Genomic DNA, 15,845 nt, shown 5'->3' on the forward strand with positions numbered 1-15,845 from the left:
CAAGGACAAAAAGCGAGCGTTGCGGTCTTTTACGGACGTGACAATCAGCACCCGTTCCCAAGGGAACCGACTCATGAAGGATGCCCAAGGTTGCGAACGCAGGTAATGTGTAATCACATTGCTAGCACCGAGTCAGCCTTTCGAAACGGGGGATTCCATGCCCGACCACAGCAATCCGCACGAAGTGGCCACCCTTGCCGCCGACCTCACGCCCGACGCCCCGCAGATGCCCGAACCGCAGGTGAGAGAGGTGACGGCGCACAGCATCCCCGGCGGCCTCGGCCTGCTGCTGACCGTACTGGGGGTGATCGCCGGCATCGGCCTCGCGATCATCGGCGGCGTCGTCGGCTCGAACGGGAACAACGGCCTGGGCGTCCCGGTCTGCATCTTCGGCGTCCTGCTCGTCATCGCCTCGTTCTTCTGCATGACGGGTGTGAAGATGGTCGCACCGGGCGAGGCCCGGGTGATCCAGCTCTTCGGCCGCTACGTCGGCACGATCCGCACCGACGGCCTGCGCTGGATCAACCCGCTCACCAGCAGCCGGAAGATCTCCACCCGGGTCCGCAACCACGAGACCGCGGTCCTGAAGGTCAACGACGCCTACGGCAACCCGATCGAGCTCGCGGCGATCGTCGTCTGGAAGGTCGAGGACACCGCGCAGGCGCTCTTCGAGGTCGACGACTTCCTGGAGTTCGTCGCCACCCAGACCGAGGCGGCCGTCCGGCACATCGCGATCGAGTACCCGTACGACGCCCACGAGGAAGGCGGCCTCTCGCTGCGCGGCAACGCGGAGGAGATCACCGAGAAGCTGGCCGTGGAGCTCACCGCCCGGGTGCAGGCCGCCGGCGTACGGATCATCGAATCGCGCTTCAGCCATCTCGCGTACGCCCCCGAGATCGCCTCCGCGATGCTCCAGCGCCAGCAGGCCGGCGCGGTGGTCGCGGCCCGGCAGCAGATCGTCGAGGGCGCGGTCGGCATGGTCGAGATGGCGCTCACCCGGATCGCCGAGCAGGACATCGTCGAACTCGACGCGGAGCGCAAGGCGTCCATGGTCAGCAATCTGATGGTGGTGCTGTGCGGTGACCGCGCGGCGCAGCCGGTCCTGAACACGGGCACTCTCTACCAGTGACCGAACAGACCCCGGCACGCCGGACCCCGCCGCAGCGCAAGCAGATGCTGCTGCGGCTGGATCCGGCGGTGCACGACGCGCTGGCCCGCTGGGCCTCCGACGAACTGCGCAGCGCGAACGCCCAGATCGAGTTCCTGCTGCGCAGGGCGCTGGCGGAGGCGGGCCGCCTGCCGGGTACGGCGCGGCCGATCCCCCGCCGGGGGCGGCCGCCGAAGGACGCGTCGGGCCCGTCCGGCGACTGAGCGCCGGGGACCCCGGGGCGGGGACCCGGGTATACACCAGAGGTATACACGCCGTGTACAGTGCTCGGCATGTCTATCGGCCACACCCTGCTCGGACTCCTGGAGTCCGGCCCCCGCCACGGCTACGACCTCAAGCGCGCGTTCGACGAGAAGTTCGGCCACGACCGCCCCCTGCACTACGGCCAGGTCTACTCGACCATGTCCCGGCTGCTCAAGAACGGCCTCGTCGAGGTCGACGGCGTGGAGAGCGGCGGCGGCCCCGAGCGCAAGCGGTACGCCATCACCGAGGCCGGGATCACCGATGTCGGCGCCTGGCTGGCGCAGCCGGAGAAACCCGAGCCGTACCTCCAGTCGACGCTCTACACCAAGATCGTCCTGGCCCTGCTCACCGGCCGCAGCGCCGAGGCCCTGCTGGACACCCAGCGCACCGAGCACCTGCGCCTCATGCGCATCCTCACGGACCGCAAGCGCAAGGGCGACCTCGCCGATCAGCTGATCTGCGACCACGCGCTCTTCCACCTCGAAGCCGATCTGCGCTGGCTGGAACTGACCGCCGCCCGGCTCGACCGTCTCGCCGCGGAGGTGGGCGCGTGACCCCCGCCGGCTCCCTGCTCAGCGCCGACAGCCTGTACAAGACGTACGGCCAGACGCCCGCGCTCGACGGCGCCTCGTTCTCCATCCACCCCGGTGAGGTCGTCGCCGTGATGGGCCCTTCCGGCTCCGGCAAGTCGACCCTGTTGCACTGCCTCGCCGGAATCGTCACGCCCGACCGGGGCACGATCACCTACGCGGGCCGCGAGCTCTCCGCCATGTCGGACGCCGAGCGCAGCTCCCTGCGCCGCACCGAGTTCGGCTTCGTCTTCCAGTTCGGCCAGCTCGTCCCGGAGCTGACCTGCGTCGAGAACGTCGCCCTGCCGCTCCGCCTGGCCGGCACCAAGCGCAAGGAGGCCGAGCGCACCGCCCGCCACTGGCTGGAGCGCCTGGAGGTCGACACCGTCGGAGCCAAGCGCCCCGGCGAGGTCTCCGGCGGCCAGGGCCAGCGCGTCGCCGTGGCCCGCGCGCTGGCCGCCTCCCCGAAGGTGATCTTCGCGGACGAGCCGACCGGCGCCCTGGACTCCCTCAACGGCGAGCGGGTCATGGAGCTGCTCACCGAGGCGGCCCGGGCCACCCATGTCGCCGTGGTCCTCGTGACCCACGAGGCGCGGGTCGCCGCGTACTCCGACCGCGACGTCACCGTGCGCGACGGCCGGACCCGCGACCTGGAGCACGCCGCATGACCCTGCTCGACCACAAGGACGCACCGGCCGAGGCCCCGCCGGGGCCCACCCCGCCCACCGGCATCGCCGCCTGGCTCCGCGACCTCGGTCTCGGCGTCCGGTTCGCCGCGGGCGGCGGGCGCGAGGGCTGGGTCCGCACCGTACTGACCGCCGTCGGCGTCGGTCTCGGTGTGGCGCTGCTCCTGACCGCCGCCTCCGCGCCGCATCTGCTCCAGGAGCGTTCCGCGCGCAGCCAGGCCCGCGCCGAGAGCGCCGTCCCCGGGGGGCCGGACGCGCGGGCCAAGAAGTCCGACACCTCGGTGCTCCGGGTCAACGCGGAGACCGAGTACCGCGGCCGCACCGTCGAGGGCTGGCTGATGCGCGCGGACGGCACGCGTCCGGTCGTCCCACCGGGCATCGCGCGCTTCCCCGGCGCGGACGAGATGGTGGTCTCCCCCGCGCTGAAGGAGCTGCTGGACTCCTCGGAGGGCAGCCTCCTCAGGGAACGGCTGCCGTACCGGATCACCGGCACGATCGCCGACTCCGGCCTGGTCTCGCCGGGGGACCTGGTCTACTACGCGGGCAGCGCCACCCTGACCCCCGCCAGCGGCGGTCACCGGATCGCCGGTTACGGGAATCCGGGCGAGGGCGAGGAGATGCCGCCCGTCCTCATCGTGCTGATCATCATGATCTGCGTGGTGCTGCTGGTGCCGGTCGCGATCTTCATCGTGACGGCGGTGCGGTTCGGCGGCGACCGCCGCGACCGCCGGCTCGCCGCGCTGCGCCTGGTCGGCACGGACATCCGGATGACCCGCCGGATCGCGGCCGGCGAGGCCGTGTTCGGGGCGCTCCTCGGGCTGCTGACCGGTGTGGTGCTCTTCCTGGTGGGGCGTCGCTTCGTCGGTCACATCGAGATGTGGAACGTCAGCGTCTTCCCGTCCGACCTGGTGCCCGACCTCCGGCTGACGGCGCTGGTCGTGGTCGCCGTTCCGCTGACGGCGATGGTGGTCACACTGGCCGCCCTGCGCTCGGTGGTGATCGAGCCGCTCGGTGTCGTACGGGGCGGCCGCGACCGCGGGCGCCGGTTCTGGTGGCGGCTGGTGATGCCGGTCGCGGGCCTGGCGGTGCTCGGTATGACCGGCAAGGTCGACGAGTTCTCCCCGGTCAATCCGTACCCGATCGCGGGCGGTGCCGTGCTGGTATTGGTCGGGCTCGCGCTGCTGCTGCCGTGGCTGGTCGAGGCATGCGTGAACCGGCTGCACGGCGGTCCGGTGCCCTGGCAGCTGGCCACCCGCAGGCTCCAGCTGAGCAGCGGCGCGGCCTCCCGCGCGGTCAGTGGCATCACGGTCGCGGTCGCGGGTGCGGTGGCGCTGCAGATGCTGTTCGCCGCGGTGGGCGACGAGTTCAACAGGATGACCGGACAGGACCCGTCGCGGGCCCAGTTCTACACGTTCTCCGAGAAGGTCACCCCGGAGGCGGCCGCCCGGACCATCGAGGAGTTCAAGGCCACCAAGGGGGTCGAAGCCGTCATCGGCAAGGTCGAGGTGTACGTCACCCGGCCCAGCAAGTACGCGGAGGACGACCTCCAGCCCACCACCAGTCTGATCGTCGGCGACTGCGGGACCCTGCGCGAACTGGCCCGGATCGATTCCTGCGAGGACGGCGACACCTTCGTGGTCCACCCCAGGAACGACAAGGAGCTGTCCGACTGGGTCGACCAGACGGCCCGCAAGGGCAAGGAGGTCGAGATCGGCAACGCTCCCGGCGGGAAGACGATGCGGTGGACCCTGCCCGCAGACTCCCCGACGGTGGTCGCCCGCCACGATCCGCTGGGCGAGGACTCCTGGGGCATCATGGCCACCACCGGCGCGATCGACCCGAGCACGCTGCCGGGCGCGACGACCCAGTCGCAGATCCGGGTCGACGAGAGCGTCGAGGACGTCGCGGAGTACGTACGCAACACCGCGGCCAGGCTCGACCCGGCGATGCGGGTCGCGTCCCTCAAGTCGGTGGCGCGTGACGAGAAGTACGCCAGTGTGCAGCGCGGCCTCCAGGTCGGTGCGACCGCGACGCTGCTGCTGATCGCCGCCGCGATGCTGGTCGCCCAGCTGGAGCAGTTGCGCGAGCGCAAGCGGCTGCTCTCGGTGCTGGTCGCCTTCGGCACCCGGCGGTCCACTCTCGCCTGGTCGGTGCTCTGGCAGACCGCCGTGCCGGTGGTCATCGGGCTGACGGTGGCCGTGGCGGGCGGGCTCGGCCTGGGCGCGACGCTGATCGCCATGCTCGACAAGGAGGTCACCGACTGGTGGCTGTTCCTGCCGATGACCGGCGTGGGCGCGGCGCTGATCCTGCTGGTCACGCTGGTGTCGCTGCCGCCGCTGTGGCGCATGATGCGCCCGGACGGCCTGCGTACGGAGTGACGGAACACGGAACACGGGGTGCGGTCCGCCGGGGCCGCACCCCTTCGCCGCTCTCAGTCGCTTCGTGTACCGGTCGTCACTCGGACCGGCAGCACCGCCATCGCCTCCCGCAGCGCCGCCGCGAACTCCTCGAACTCCTCGTGCCGCGCCGCTCCCGTCCGCATCCCCAGCGCCACCCGCCTCGACGGTGCCGGCTCCGCGAAGTACCCGGTGGCCAGCGCGTCGTTGCGACTGGTCTCGACCGTCACCGCGGTCCGCGGCAGCAGCGTCACACCGAGCCCGCCGGCCACCAGCTGGACCAGCGTGGAGAGCCCGGCCGCGGTCGTGGTGACCGGCGCCCCCTCCGTGCGGCCCGCCTCCCGGCAGATGTCCAGCGCCTGGTCGCGCAGGCAGTGCCCCTCGTCGAGCAGCAGCAGCGGCAGCTCGCGCAGCGCCTCGCGGGGAATGTCGGCGCGCCCGCCCAGCCAGTGGTCCTTGCCCATCACCAGCACGAAGTCCTCGTCGAAGAGCGGGAGTTCGGTCACCCCGGGCACCCCGAGCGGCACCGCGAGCAGCAGCAGGTCCAGCCGTCCCGCGGCCAGCCCCTCCAGCAGCGAGGAGGTCTGCTCCTCGTGCACCTGGAGGTCGAGCTCCGGGTAGCGCTCGTGGACCAGGCGCAGCACGGTCGGCAGCAGGTACGGGGCGACGGTCGGGATCACACCGAGCCTGAGCACCCCGGTGAACGGCGCCCGGACCGCCTCGGCCTCCTCCATCAGCTCGCCGACGGCCTCCAGCACCACCCGGGCCCGTACCGCGAGCCGCTCGCCGGCCGGCGACAGCAGCACTTTGCGCGTCGTACGCTCGATGAGCTGGACACCCAGTGCCTCCTCCAGCGCCGAGACCGCCCCGGAGAGCGCCGGCTGACTCATCCCGATTGCTGCCGCCGCGTCCCTGAAGTGCAGGTACTCCGCGACGGCCACGAAGGCGCGCAGCTGCGACAGGCTGGGTTGTTTGGGCCGACTGCCCGGATTGCCCTGGGCCACTGATAGGCACCTCCGATCATCACGACCGAGTGTAGCTATTTCCGTGATCAATGCACTCTGTGCCAAGGTGGACTCCGTCCAACCCTCAGGAAAACCCCAAAAGGGAATTCCTACGCTACAAGGAGAGCGCGTGCTCACTGTCGGTGACAAGTTCCCCGAGTTCGACCTGACTGCTTGTGTCTCGCTGGAGAGCGGCAAGGAGTTCGAGCAGATCAACCACAAGACCTACGAGGGCAAGTGGAAGATCGTCTTCGCGTGGCCGAAGGACTTCACCTTCGTGTGCCCCACCGAGATCGCCGCCTTCGGCAAGCTGAACGACGAGTTCGCCGACCGTGACGCCCAGATCCTCGGCTTCTCCGGTGACTCCGAGTTCGTGCACCACGCCTGGCGCAAGGACCACCCGGACCTGACCGACCTGCCCTTCCCGATGATGGCCGACTCGAAGCACGAGCTCATGCGTGACCTCGGCATCGAGGGCGAGGACGGCTTCGCCCAGCGCGCCGTCTTCATCGTCGACCAGAACAACGAGATCCAGTTCACGATGGTGACCGCCGGTTCCGTGGGCCGTAACCCCAAGGAGGTCCTGCGGGTCCTGGACGCCCTGCAGACCGACGAGCTGTGCCCGTGCAACTGGACCAAGGGCGAGAACACCCTCGACCCGGTCGCCCTCCTCTCGGGCGAGTGAGCTGACAGCGACATGGCACTCGACGAACTGAAGGCAGCCGTTCCGGACTTCGCCAAGGACCTGAAGCTGAACCTCGGTTCGGTCATCGGGAACAGCGAACTTCCGCAGCAGCAGCTCTGGGGCACCGTCCTGGCCTGCGCGATCGCCTCGCGCTCGCCGAAGGTGCTGCGCGAGCTGGAGCCGGAGGCCAAGGCCAACCTCTCCGCGGAGGCTTACACCGCCGCGAAGTCGGCCGCCGCCATCATGGCGATGAACAACGTCTTCTACCGGACCCGGCACCTGCTGTCGGACCCCGAGTACGGGACGCTCCGGGCGGGTCTGCGGATGAACGTCATCGGCAAGCCCGGCGTGGAGAAGATCGACTTCGAGCTGTGGTCGCTCGCCGTCTCCGCGATCAACGGCTGCGGCCAGTGCCTGGACTCCCACGAGCAGGTGCTGCGCAAGGCCGGCGTGGACCGTGAGACCATTCAGGAAGCCGTCAAGATCGCCTCGGTGATCCAGGCGGTCGGCGTGACCCTCGATGCCGAGGCCGTGCTCGCCGAGTAGGACCAGCAGTACCCCCTGTACGAGAAGGGCCCCAGGGACGACCGACCGTCCCCGGGGCCCTTCTCTCTTCTGCCTGTGGGCCTACTTGCCGGGCCCGTTCTTCTTCGTGTCCCCGTCGGCGCGGTCCTCGTCGTCGTCGCCGTGGTCGATGTCCTCGGGCTGCGATCCCGGCGCGGGCGTCGGAGCGACATCGACCGCGGTCGCCCCGCGTGGGGACGGCGCGTAGCGCAACGCCTGCTCCTGTCCGTACGCCCGCAGATAGCCGACCACCGTGTTGGTGACCGCGACCAGCGGCACCGCGACGACCGCGCCGCCGATGCCGGCGATCATGCCGCCGGCGGCGACCGAGAGGACGACGGCGAGCGGATGCACCCGCACCGCGCGTCCCAGGATGAACGGCTGGAGCACATGGCCCTCGATCTGCTGTACGGCGAGCACCACCGCCAGCACCATCAGGGCGGCGAACACGCCCTGGGTGACCAGCGCGACGACCACCGCCAGCGCCCCGGAGATCACGGCGCCGACCAGCGGGATGAAGGCGAAGAGGAAGATGAAGACGGCCAGCGGCACCGCCATCGGCACATCGAGGAAGAAGATCCCGAGCCCGATGAAGATCGCGTCGATCAGCGCCACTATGACGGTGCCCCGCACATAGGCGGTCAGCGTCCGCCAGGCGCGCGGCCCGGCGCCCGCGACGCCCGGCCGGGCCTGGGCCGGCACCAGCTTCAGCACCCAGTGCCAGATGCGCCTCCCGTCGTACAGCAGGAAGAGCGTCGAGAACATCGCCAGCAGCATCCCGGTGAGGACCTCCACCATCACGGTGACGCCCTGCAGTCCGGCGGAGGTGATCTGCTCGGTGTTGGTGCCGATGGTGTCGCTGAGGTTCTTCGCGACAACGTTGATCTGCTGCTCGGTGACATGGAAGGGGCTGTCGAGCAGCCAGTTCTTCAGATCCTCGATACCCGTCCGCACCTTGTCGGAGAGGGTGTCGATGTTGTCCATGACCTGCCAGACCACGAACCAGCCGACCAGGCCCATGACAACGAAGCCCAGGATCGCGGTGACGGCGGTGGCCAGGCCGCGCGGCAGCCCGTAGTGCCTCAGCCGGGCGACGGTCGGTTGCAGCATCGCGGTGACGAGCAGCGCGGCGACGAAGGCCAGGACCACCAGCTGCACGGCGCTGATGACCTTCATCAGCACCCAGAGAGTGCCCGCCAGGACGAGCAGCCGCCAGCCCGCCTCGGCCGCGACCCGCATCCCCCAGGGAATCGCCGCGACCGGATCGGGCCGAGCGGCGACGGAGGGGGCGTACGAGGGCGGCGGCGGCACATGGCCGACCCCGGCACCGCGCCGGGCCTCCTCACCCGGAACGGCCCCGGACGGAACGGCCCCGGGCGGAACGGCCCCGGGCGGAATGGTCGCGGAAGGAACGGTCGCGGAGGGAACGGTCGCAGCGGGCGCGGCGGAGGCGGTCACCGGCAGCTCGGTACGCGCGGTCCCGTCCCCTTCGGCCTCGGCCCGGCGCTGCTCCAGCCGATCGCCCAGTTCGGTCAGTTCGGCGCCCAGCCGGCCGAGCCACCCCGGAAGTTTCGACATGATGGTTCCTCTTCCCCCGTTTTCTCTCCCCACCGCTCCCCCGCCGAGCCGTGCGGACCGACCGTACACGCACGAAGCCCCTCACCGTAGGACGGCGAGGGGCTCTGCACGATCGGGACCGGAACCTCGGGGGGTTCTAGTACCAGTGGTTGGCCTGCCAGAAGGACCAGGCGCCGCACGGGCTGCCGTACTTGGCGCCGTTCATGTAGCTGAGGCCCCACTTGATCTGGGTGGCCGGGTTGGTCTGCCAGTCGGCACCGGCGCTCGCCATCTTCGAACCCGGCAGCGCCTGCACAAGTCCGTAGGCACCGGAAGACGGGTTGCTCGCCCGGTAGTTCCAGCTCGACTCGACGTTCACGATGTTGCTGAAGCACTGGAACTGGTCGGCGGGCACGATCTGCCGCGCGATCGCCTGGATCTCCGCCACGGTGTACGAGCCCTGCTGGGCGAAGGAGGAGGCGCTGCGGACCGAGGAGCGGCTGGCACGCTCCTCCGCTTCCTTTGCCTTCTTCGCCTTGCGCTCCTGCTCCAGCTTGTCCTCGGCCGCCGCCTTCTTCGACTTGGCGTCCTTGGCGGCCTGGATGCGGGCCGCTTCCTCCACGGACTTCTTCGCCGCGGTGTCGGCCGCGGACGCCTGGGCGTCGGCCTGCTGCGTCAGCGAGGCGGTCTGCACCTGGGCCTGCTGGCCCGCGGGGATGTCTGCGAGCAGCGTGGTGTCGGCTGCGGTCGCCTCGAAGTTGTTGTCGTCGACAGCGGGAGTGCTGCCCGAGGCAACGCCAACGACGGCGCCAACGGTGGTTACGGCAGTGGCGGATGCCACGGCGAACCCCCGGACCGAGATCCGGCTCACACGGTGTCCTTCCAGCATCGCCCGCTTAGGTGACCTCGCGGACGCAATCGTGCCCCTGGCGCTGGCCTCCCTACTGCTTGGGTCACGGGAGGCACGGACCCGGTGGGCGACTCCCCGGAGGGAGCGCCGCGTGGTGCTCGCGGGCGGCATACGGACGTCGATTGTTGAGTTGTGTGGTGCGTGGCACCTGGGGAGGTGCGGGTGTGCCGTATGCGGGGCCTGACGGAAGCAAGACTCTGCCGGAACGGCACGCCGCGAAGCAATTCTCTGTTGCGTGTGAAAGCTCACACCTCGTTTGGAGCAAGTGATTTACGGAAATGGTGCCGCAACACGGTGCCGCCCGGCTAAGCTGCTTCGCTCACCGGGCGGCACCAACTGCCGTATCCCGTATCAGATCTGGCCTTCCTCCAGCATTTCGGTCACCAGTGCGGCGATCTGCGAGCGCTCGGAGCGGGTGAGGGTGACATGCGCGAAGAGCGGATGACCCTTCAGTTTCTCGACCACGGCGACGACTCCGTCGTACCGGCCGACCCTGAGGTTGTCACGCTGGGCCACGTCATGCGTGAGCACCACCCGGGAGTTCGCCCCGATCCGGGACAACACGGTCAGCAGTACGTTCCGTTCGAGCGACTGGGCCTCGTCGACGATCACGAAGGCGTCGTGGAGCGAGCGGCCCCGGATGTGGGTGAGCGGCAGGATCTCCAGCATCCCGCGCCCCAGTACCTCCTCGATGATCTCGCGCCCGGCGACCGCCGAGAGCGTGTCGAAGACGGCCTGCGCCCAGGGGCTCATCTTCTCGGCCTCGGTGCCGGGGAGATAGCCCAGCTCCTGCCCGCCGACCGCGTACAGCGGGCGGAAGACCATCACCTTCTGGTGCTGTCTGCGCTCCAGGACGGCTTCGAGCCCGGCGCAGAGCGCCAGCGCCGACTTGCCGGTGCCGGCCCGGCCGCCCAGCGACACGATGCCGACGTCCTGGTCGAGGAGCAGATCGAGGGCGATGCGCTGTTCGGCGCTGCGGCCGTGGATGCCGAAGGCCTCCCGGTCGCCGCGCACCAGGCGCACATTGCCCTCGGCGGTGACCCGGCCGAGCGCCTTGCCGCGCTCGGACTGGAGGACCAGTCCGGTGTGCACGGGCAGTTCGGAGGCTTCGGGGACGTACAGCGTCTCCTCTCCGTAGAGCAGATCCACCTGCTCGCCGCCGAGGGAGAGCTCCGACATACCCGTCCAGCCGGAGTCGGTGATGGCGAGCTCGGCGCGGTACTCCTCCGCGAGGAGGCCGACCGAGGACGCCTTGATGCGCAGGGGCAGGTCCTTGGAGACGACCGTGACGTCGTACCCCTCGGCCTGGAGGTTGCGCGCGACCGCGAGGATCCGTGAGTCGTTGTCCCCCAACCGGTAGCCGGCTGGCAGTACGCCGGGGTCGGAATGGTTGAGTTCGACGCGCAGCGTCCCGCCCAGATCCCCGAGCGGGATCGGGGCGTCGAGCCGGCCGTACCGGACCCGGAAGTCGTCCAGCAGGCGCAGGGCCTGCCGGGCGAAGTAGCCGAGCTCCGGGTGGTGCCGTTTGGCCTCCAGTTCCGTGACCACGACGATCGGGAGCACGACTTCGTGCTCGTCGAACCGGGCCATGGCGTTGGGATCGGCCAGCAGGACGCTGGTGTCGAGAACATAGGTGCGCCTGTCGGACATGCGGCGCTTGGTGCTGGTCACCACGGAAGGACGTACCCCCTCGGACGAGGTTGGGGTGCGACGGCGTCGCGGAGCATCCCAATGGGAGAGGACGGACCGGGCTTGGGCCCCGATGCGCGGGCCGGGCACCGGCCCTCCGCGTCGGCCGTGCTGTTCGTACGGTCCTTCGTGTGCAAAGGGCCTCCCGGGCGAGCGGACTCCATGCCGCTCACTTGGACACGACGTCCGCCTGGTTCCTGACCGGACGTCGACCTGTCAGGGGTATTCCCTCGAAGACGCGAAGCCATGCCGCCCTGGGGCGGGCGGTGAGCTGGGATTGGTTTCCCGGGGCACGTGGGGTCGGGCTCACCACCTGCTCGGTTCCGTCCTCAAACGCCGGACGGGCTGGGAGTGGTCGCCGGACGGGCCGGCCATGCCGGGCCGGAGAGCCTTCGGGAGTCAGCCGCCGTAGCGGCGGCCCCGGGCCGCGTAGTCGCGCAGCGCGCGGAGGAAGTCGACCTTGCGGAAGGCCGGCCAGAAGACCTCGCAGAAGTAGTACTCGGAGTGCGCGGTCTGCCAGAGCATGAAGCCGGACAGCCGCTGCTCGCCGCTGGTGCGGATGACCAGATCCGGGTCGGGCTGGCCCCGGGTGTAGAGGTGCTCGGAGATCATGTCGGTGGAGACGATCTCCGCCAGGTCCTCGAACGAGGTCCCCTTGGCGGAGTGGTCCAGCAGCAGCGAGCGGACCGCGTCGGCGATCTCCTGGCGCCCGCCGTAGCCGACGGCGACGTTGACCAGTATTCCGTCGACACCGACCGTGGCCTGCTCGGCCTCCTTGAGCACCGTCTGGGTGCGGGCGGGCAGCAGGTCGAGCGTGCCGACGTGGTGGACCCGCCAGCGGCCGTCCGCCGCGAGGTCGCGCACGGTGTTCTCGATGATCCCGAGGAGCGGCGTCAGCTCGGACTCGGGGCGGTCGAAGTTGTCCGTGGAGAGCAGCCAGAGCGTGACGACTTCCACATCCGTCTCGCTGCACCAGCCGAGCAGGTCCTTGATCTTGTCCGCGCCGGCCTGGTGCCCCTGCGCGGCCGTGCCGCCGGACGCCTTCGCCCAGCGCCGGTTTCCGTCGAGGATGACGCCGATGTGCTTGGGCACCTGGGTGTGGTCGAGGCGGGCCTCCACCCGGCGCGCGTAGAGCCCGTACACCAGGTCGCGCAAGTTCACTGAGTTCACCTCTCGGTTCCGTGCGGGCCCACCCGCCCCCTTGCCCGGGGTCCGGGGTCGTCCCCCTGGGGATCGCCGCACTGGTCCACAGAGTCCATCGCCCCGCCGTGCCGTGGCAGTCCCCGAAGCCGCCACATTACTGCGCGGGCGGGGCACCGACCCAACCCGGCCTGTCACAAGTCCGTGATAAGGAGAGAAACGTGACTGATTCTCCTCTCCACTACCGCGCCGCCGGTTCGCGCTACGACTCCATGGAGTACCGCCGCAGCGGCCGCAGCGGTCTCAAGCTTCCCGCCGTCTCCCTCGGTCTCTGGCACAACTTCGGCGACGACCGCACGCTGGACTCCCAGCGGGCGATCCTGCGCCGCGCCTTCGACCTCGGGGTGGCCCACTTCGACCTGGCCAACAACTACGGGCCGCCGCCCGGCTCCGCCGAGCTCAATTTCGGCAAGCTCTTCCGCCAGGACTTCGCCCCGTACCGGGACGAGCTGATCATCTCCACCAAGGCCGGCTACGAGATGCACCCCGGCCCGTACGGCGAATGGGGCTCCCGCAAGTACCTGCTGTCGTCGCTCGACGCCTCGCTGAACCGGATGGGGCTGGATTACGTCGACATCTTCTACTCCCACCGCTTCGACCCGGAGACCCCGCTGGAGGAGACGATGGGGGCACTGGCCTCCGCCGTCCAGCAGGGCAAGGCGCTGTACGTGGGGCTGTCCTCGTACAACGCGGAGCAGACCACCGAGGCGGCCGGGCTGCTCAGGGAGATGGGCGTACCGGCGCTGATCCACCAGCCGTCCTACTCGATGATCAACCGCTGGATCGAGGACGACGACCTGCTCGACACCCTGGAGACGGCCGGCATGGGCTGCATCTCCTTCGTGCCGCTCGCCCAGGGGCTGCTCACCGGGAAGTACCTGGCGGGCATCCCGGAGGGCTCCCGCGCCACCCAGGGCAAGTCCCTGGACCCCGGTCTGCTCTCGGACGAGGTGGTGCGCCGGCTGAACGGGCTGAACGACATCGCCCACCGGCGCGGTCAGTCGCTCGCCCAGCTGGCGCTGTGCTGGGTGCTGCGCGACAGCCGTATGACGTCCGCCCTGATCGGTGCGTCGAGCGTGAAGCAGCTGGAGGAGAACGTCGCGGCGCTCGCCGGACAGCCGTTGACAGCTGAGGAATTGAAGGAGATCGACACCTTCGCCGTGGACACCGCGGGCACCAACATCTGGGCCGGACGGGGCTGACGGGAGAGGCGGCCGCGTGGGGCCGGTTCGCGGCCGGCGCTGCGGGCCGACAAAAAACGGGCCGGTCCGTGGGGGGGGGATACGGACCGGCCCGAGGGGGGGTTTCCACCATAACCCTTCGTAAGTGATGCTGCGCGCCACGCCACTCCACAATCACTCTGCGAGTTCACCGGACTCCGTTGCGCGCATGTCGTCCGGTTGACGCCCCGCCGGTCTCTCAGTGGCCGCCGACCGGCTTCACGCAGCCCGTTCCTTCGAGGTACTTGCCGTGCGCCTCGGCCGTGACCAGCCCGTTGACCACGCCGTCCAGCGCACCCTCCACGCAGATCGTGCCGAGGTCGAGGACGAAGGTGTTGCGGTGCGGACCGAAGGTACCGGTGGTGATGGTGCCGGGGGCGTAGCCCAGATCGGCGAGGGCCGCCCGGATCCGGGGCTCGCCGGCCTTCCGGCCCTCCGCGATCCCGGCCAGGCCGGCCTTGACCTTCTTCACCTCGGCCTCGCCCCGGGCCCGGTCGGCCGGGGTCAGCTCGGCGGTGGACTGGAAGGCGTGGTTCTCCCGGTACTTCGAGGCGTCGCTGCCGTCGACCGGGTCGTCCTGGGGGGAGGCGCCCTCGGAGGGCGGGCCGCTGCTCGCGCCGGGCCCCTCGGCCGCCGCCCCGGACCCGGACCGCTCCGTCCCGCAGCCGGCGAGGACGGGGACGAGGACGAGGCCCGCCGCTGCGGCGAGGATGCGGGCGGTACGTCTCGCGGAGGTCATGGGCCGAGTATGGGACAGGAGCTGACCTGACGGGGCGCTAGTTTCCCGGTCATGACAAGCCGAACCGCAACTGTGACCTGGTCCGCCGCGAATGCCCGTCGGATGGCACGCCAGGGACTCACCGCTCCCGGCCGCCTCGCCCCCGCCGAGGTGGTCGGTACGCTGCCGGCCGCACACGCCCAGGTGCTCTCGGCCGCCGGGCTCTCCGTCGGGATGCGGACGACGGGCGTGACCCGTGCCGATGTGCGCGACGCGCTGTGGAAGGACCGCACCCTGGTCAAGACCTTCGGGCCACGCGGCACCGTCCATCTGCTGCCGATGGCCGAACTCCCGATGTGGACGGGGGCGTTGTCCGCGCTGCCGACCGGGCGCAATCCGTTCGCCAAGGATGCCCGGATGACCCCGGAGCAGGTCGAGGCGGTGCTCGCCGCGATCGAGGAGGCGCTGACCGGGGCCGAGCTGACCGTCGACGAGCTGTCCGAGGCGGTGGTGGAGCGGGCCGGGGCGTGGGCGGGGGACCTGGTGATGCCCGCGTTCCAGGGGATGTGGCCGCGCTGGCGGCAGGTGATGCATCTGGCGGGTCACCGCGGGGTGCTGTGCTTCGCGCCGGATCGCGGCCGCAAGGTCACCTACACCCGCCCCGGCGTCGTACCGCTGGACGGACCCGAGGCACTCGCCGGCCTCGTACGCCGCTATCTGCACGCGTACGGGCCCGCCACGCCCGCGCACTTCGCGAAGTGGCTGGCGATGCCTCCCGGCTGGGCGGCGGAGCTGTTCGCGGGGACGGCCGCGCGCGGGGAGATCGAGCAGGTGACGTACGAGGGCGGGCCGGCCTGGGTGGTGGCGGGCGACACCGGCTTCTCGGCGGAGCCGGTCCGCGGAGTGCGGCTGCTCCCCTATTTCGACGCGTTCCTCATCGCGTCCCAGCCGCGCGAGAAGCTCTTCCCCGGTGCGGCGTACACCCGGGCGCTGGCGGGCGGCCAGGCGGGGAACTTCCCGGTGCTGCTGGTCGACGGCACGGCCGCCGGGGTGTGGCACCAGCGGCGTTCGGGCCGCCGGATCGCGGTCACCGTGGAGCCGCTGGCGCCTCTGACGGCCGGGCGGCTGCGGGAGCTTGAGGCGGAGGTGGCACGGGTCGGCGAGGTGCTGGAGGGGAACGCGGAGCTGACGGTGGGCGAGGTGACGGTGGGGGCGCACGCGTAGGGCGGATGCGCG

Annotated in this window: 15 protein-coding genes; 9 read left to right on the forward strand and 6 right to left on the reverse strand. The window is 70.4% G+C overall.

All coding sequences use genetic code 11. The features are described 5' to 3' along the window. Positions 1-157 precede the first annotated feature (157 nt). From BT364_RS05785 to BT364_RS05805, 5 genes are all read left to right on the forward strand, one after another. Positions 158-1,129, forward strand: a complete 972-nt coding sequence (locus BT364_RS05785) for an SPFH domain-containing protein (RefSeq protein ID WP_072483992.1) — start codon at positions 158-160, stop codon at positions 1,127-1,129. Continuing rightward, positions 1,126-1,371 (forward strand): type II toxin-antitoxin system antitoxin, encoded by a 246-nt coding sequence (locus BT364_RS05790; protein WP_072483993.1) that lies wholly within the window; start codon positions 1,126-1,128, stop codon positions 1,369-1,371. Before BT364_RS05785 ends, BT364_RS05790 begins: the two co-directional genes overlap by 4 nt. A 69-nt stretch (positions 1,372-1,440) precedes the next feature. Next, positions 1,441-1,965 carry a PadR family transcriptional regulator gene (locus tag BT364_RS05795; RefSeq protein WP_072483994.1) on the forward strand — a complete coding sequence of 175 codons (525 nt, stop codon included), beginning with the start codon at positions 1,441-1,443 and terminating at the stop codon, positions 1,963-1,965. Further along, positions 1,962-2,648 carry an ABC transporter ATP-binding protein gene (locus BT364_RS05800; RefSeq protein ID WP_072483995.1) on the forward strand — a complete coding sequence of 229 codons (687 nt, stop codon included), beginning with the start codon at positions 1,962-1,964 and terminating at the stop codon, positions 2,646-2,648. Before BT364_RS05795 ends, BT364_RS05800 begins: the two co-directional genes overlap by 4 nt. Next, positions 2,645-5,044, forward strand: a complete 2,400-nt coding sequence (locus tag BT364_RS05805) for an FtsX-like permease family protein (RefSeq protein WP_072483996.1) — start codon at positions 2,645-2,647, stop codon at positions 5,042-5,044. The genes BT364_RS05800 and BT364_RS05805 overlap by 4 nt, the downstream gene beginning before the upstream one ends. Positions 5,045-5,097: 53 nt before the next feature. Here BT364_RS05805 and BT364_RS05810 read toward each other — a convergent pair whose 3' ends face one another. Further along, on the reverse strand, positions 5,098-6,066 hold the full coding sequence (locus tag BT364_RS05810) for a hydrogen peroxide-inducible genes activator (RefSeq protein ID WP_072483997.1): 969 nt from the start codon (positions 6,064-6,066) through the stop codon (positions 5,098-5,100). A 130-nt stretch (positions 6,067-6,196) separates the two neighbouring features. Here BT364_RS05810 and BT364_RS05815 point away from each other — a divergent pair, with 130 nt between their 5' ends. Both BT364_RS05815 and BT364_RS05820 read left to right on the forward strand, forming a co-directional pair. Further along, positions 6,197-6,751, forward strand: a complete 555-nt coding sequence (locus BT364_RS05815; RefSeq protein ID WP_031083404.1) for a peroxiredoxin — start codon at positions 6,197-6,199, stop codon at positions 6,749-6,751. A 12-nt stretch (positions 6,752-6,763) separates the two neighbouring features. Then, positions 6,764-7,297, forward strand: coding sequence for an alkyl hydroperoxide reductase (locus tag BT364_RS05820; RefSeq protein WP_072483998.1), 534 nt, complete (start codon positions 6,764-6,766; stop codon positions 7,295-7,297). 81 nt (positions 7,298-7,378) lie between these two features. On the opposite strand, the gene BT364_RS05825 is transcribed toward BT364_RS05820, so the two are convergent. The 4 genes from BT364_RS05825 to BT364_RS05840 form a co-directional block, all read right to left on the reverse strand. Beyond that, entirely contained in the window at positions 7,379-8,893 is a 1,515-nt protein-coding gene (locus BT364_RS05825; protein ID WP_072483999.1) for an AI-2E family transporter, read from the reverse strand. A 136-nt stretch (positions 8,894-9,029) separates the two neighbouring features. Next, positions 9,030-9,743, reverse strand: coding sequence for an aggregation-promoting factor C-terminal-like domain-containing protein (locus BT364_RS05830; protein WP_072484000.1), 714 nt, complete (start codon positions 9,741-9,743; stop codon positions 9,030-9,032). Between the two features lie 390 nt (positions 9,744-10,133). Continuing rightward, a complete protein-coding gene (locus BT364_RS05835; RefSeq protein ID WP_072484001.1) occupies positions 10,134-11,456 on the reverse strand; it encodes a PhoH family protein in 1,323 nt (440 codons plus the stop codon). Between the two features lie 414 nt (positions 11,457-11,870). Then, positions 11,871-12,632, reverse strand: coding sequence for an isoprenyl transferase (locus BT364_RS05840; RefSeq protein ID WP_072484002.1), 762 nt, complete (start codon positions 12,630-12,632; stop codon positions 11,871-11,873). Between the two features lie 200 nt (positions 12,633-12,832). On the opposite strand from BT364_RS05840, the gene mgrA reads away from it, so the two are divergent. After that, on the forward strand, positions 12,833-13,873 hold the full coding sequence (mgrA, locus tag BT364_RS05845) for an L-glyceraldehyde 3-phosphate reductase (protein ID WP_072484003.1): 1,041 nt from the start codon (positions 12,833-12,835) through the stop codon (positions 13,871-13,873). A gap of 217 nt (positions 13,874-14,090) precedes the next feature. Here mgrA and BT364_RS05850 read toward each other — a convergent pair whose 3' ends face one another. Beyond that, positions 14,091-14,630, reverse strand: coding sequence for a hypothetical protein (locus tag BT364_RS05850; RefSeq protein ID WP_072484004.1), 540 nt, complete (start codon positions 14,628-14,630; stop codon positions 14,091-14,093). A gap of 51 nt (positions 14,631-14,681) precedes the next feature. Between BT364_RS05850 and BT364_RS05855 the strand changes: the two genes are divergently transcribed. Beyond that, a complete protein-coding gene (locus BT364_RS05855) occupies positions 14,682-15,833 on the forward strand; it encodes a winged helix DNA-binding domain-containing protein (RefSeq protein ID WP_072484005.1) in 1,152 nt (383 codons plus the stop codon). Positions 15,834-15,845: the final 12 nt, after the last annotated feature.

This window comes from Streptomyces atratus (assembly GCF_900119365.1).
In the GTDB taxonomy this organism is placed as follows: domain Bacteria; phylum Actinomycetota; class Actinomycetes; order Streptomycetales; family Streptomycetaceae; genus Streptomyces; species Streptomyces atratus_B.

What these genes read in the sequence shown, in the direction of transcription:
- BT364_RS05850 (WP_072484004.1), bottom strand. Translation starts at nt 14,630, where the DNA reads ATGACCTCCGCGAGACGTACCGCCCGCATCCTCGCCGCAGCGGCGGGC.
- BT364_RS05805 (WP_072483996.1), top strand. Translation starts at nt 2,645, where the DNA reads ATGACCCTGCTCGACCACAAGGACGCACCGGCCGAGGCCCCGCCGGGG.
- BT364_RS05820 (WP_072483998.1), top strand. Translation starts at nt 6,764, where the DNA reads ATGGCACTCGACGAACTGAAGGCAGCCGTTCCGGACTTCGCCAAGGAC.
- BT364_RS05785 (WP_072483992.1), top strand. Translation starts at nt 158, where the DNA reads ATGCCCGACCACAGCAATCCGCACGAAGTGGCCACCCTTGCCGCCGAC.
- BT364_RS05795 (WP_072483994.1), top strand. Translation starts at nt 1,441, where the DNA reads ATGTCTATCGGCCACACCCTGCTCGGACTCCTGGAGTCCGGCCCCCGC.
- BT364_RS05855 (WP_072484005.1), top strand. Translation starts at nt 14,682, where the DNA reads ATGACAAGCCGAACCGCAACTGTGACCTGGTCCGCCGCGAATGCCCGT.
- BT364_RS05825 (WP_072483999.1), bottom strand. Translation starts at nt 8,893, where the DNA reads ATGTCGAAACTTCCGGGGTGGCTCGGCCGGCTGGGCGCCGAACTGACC.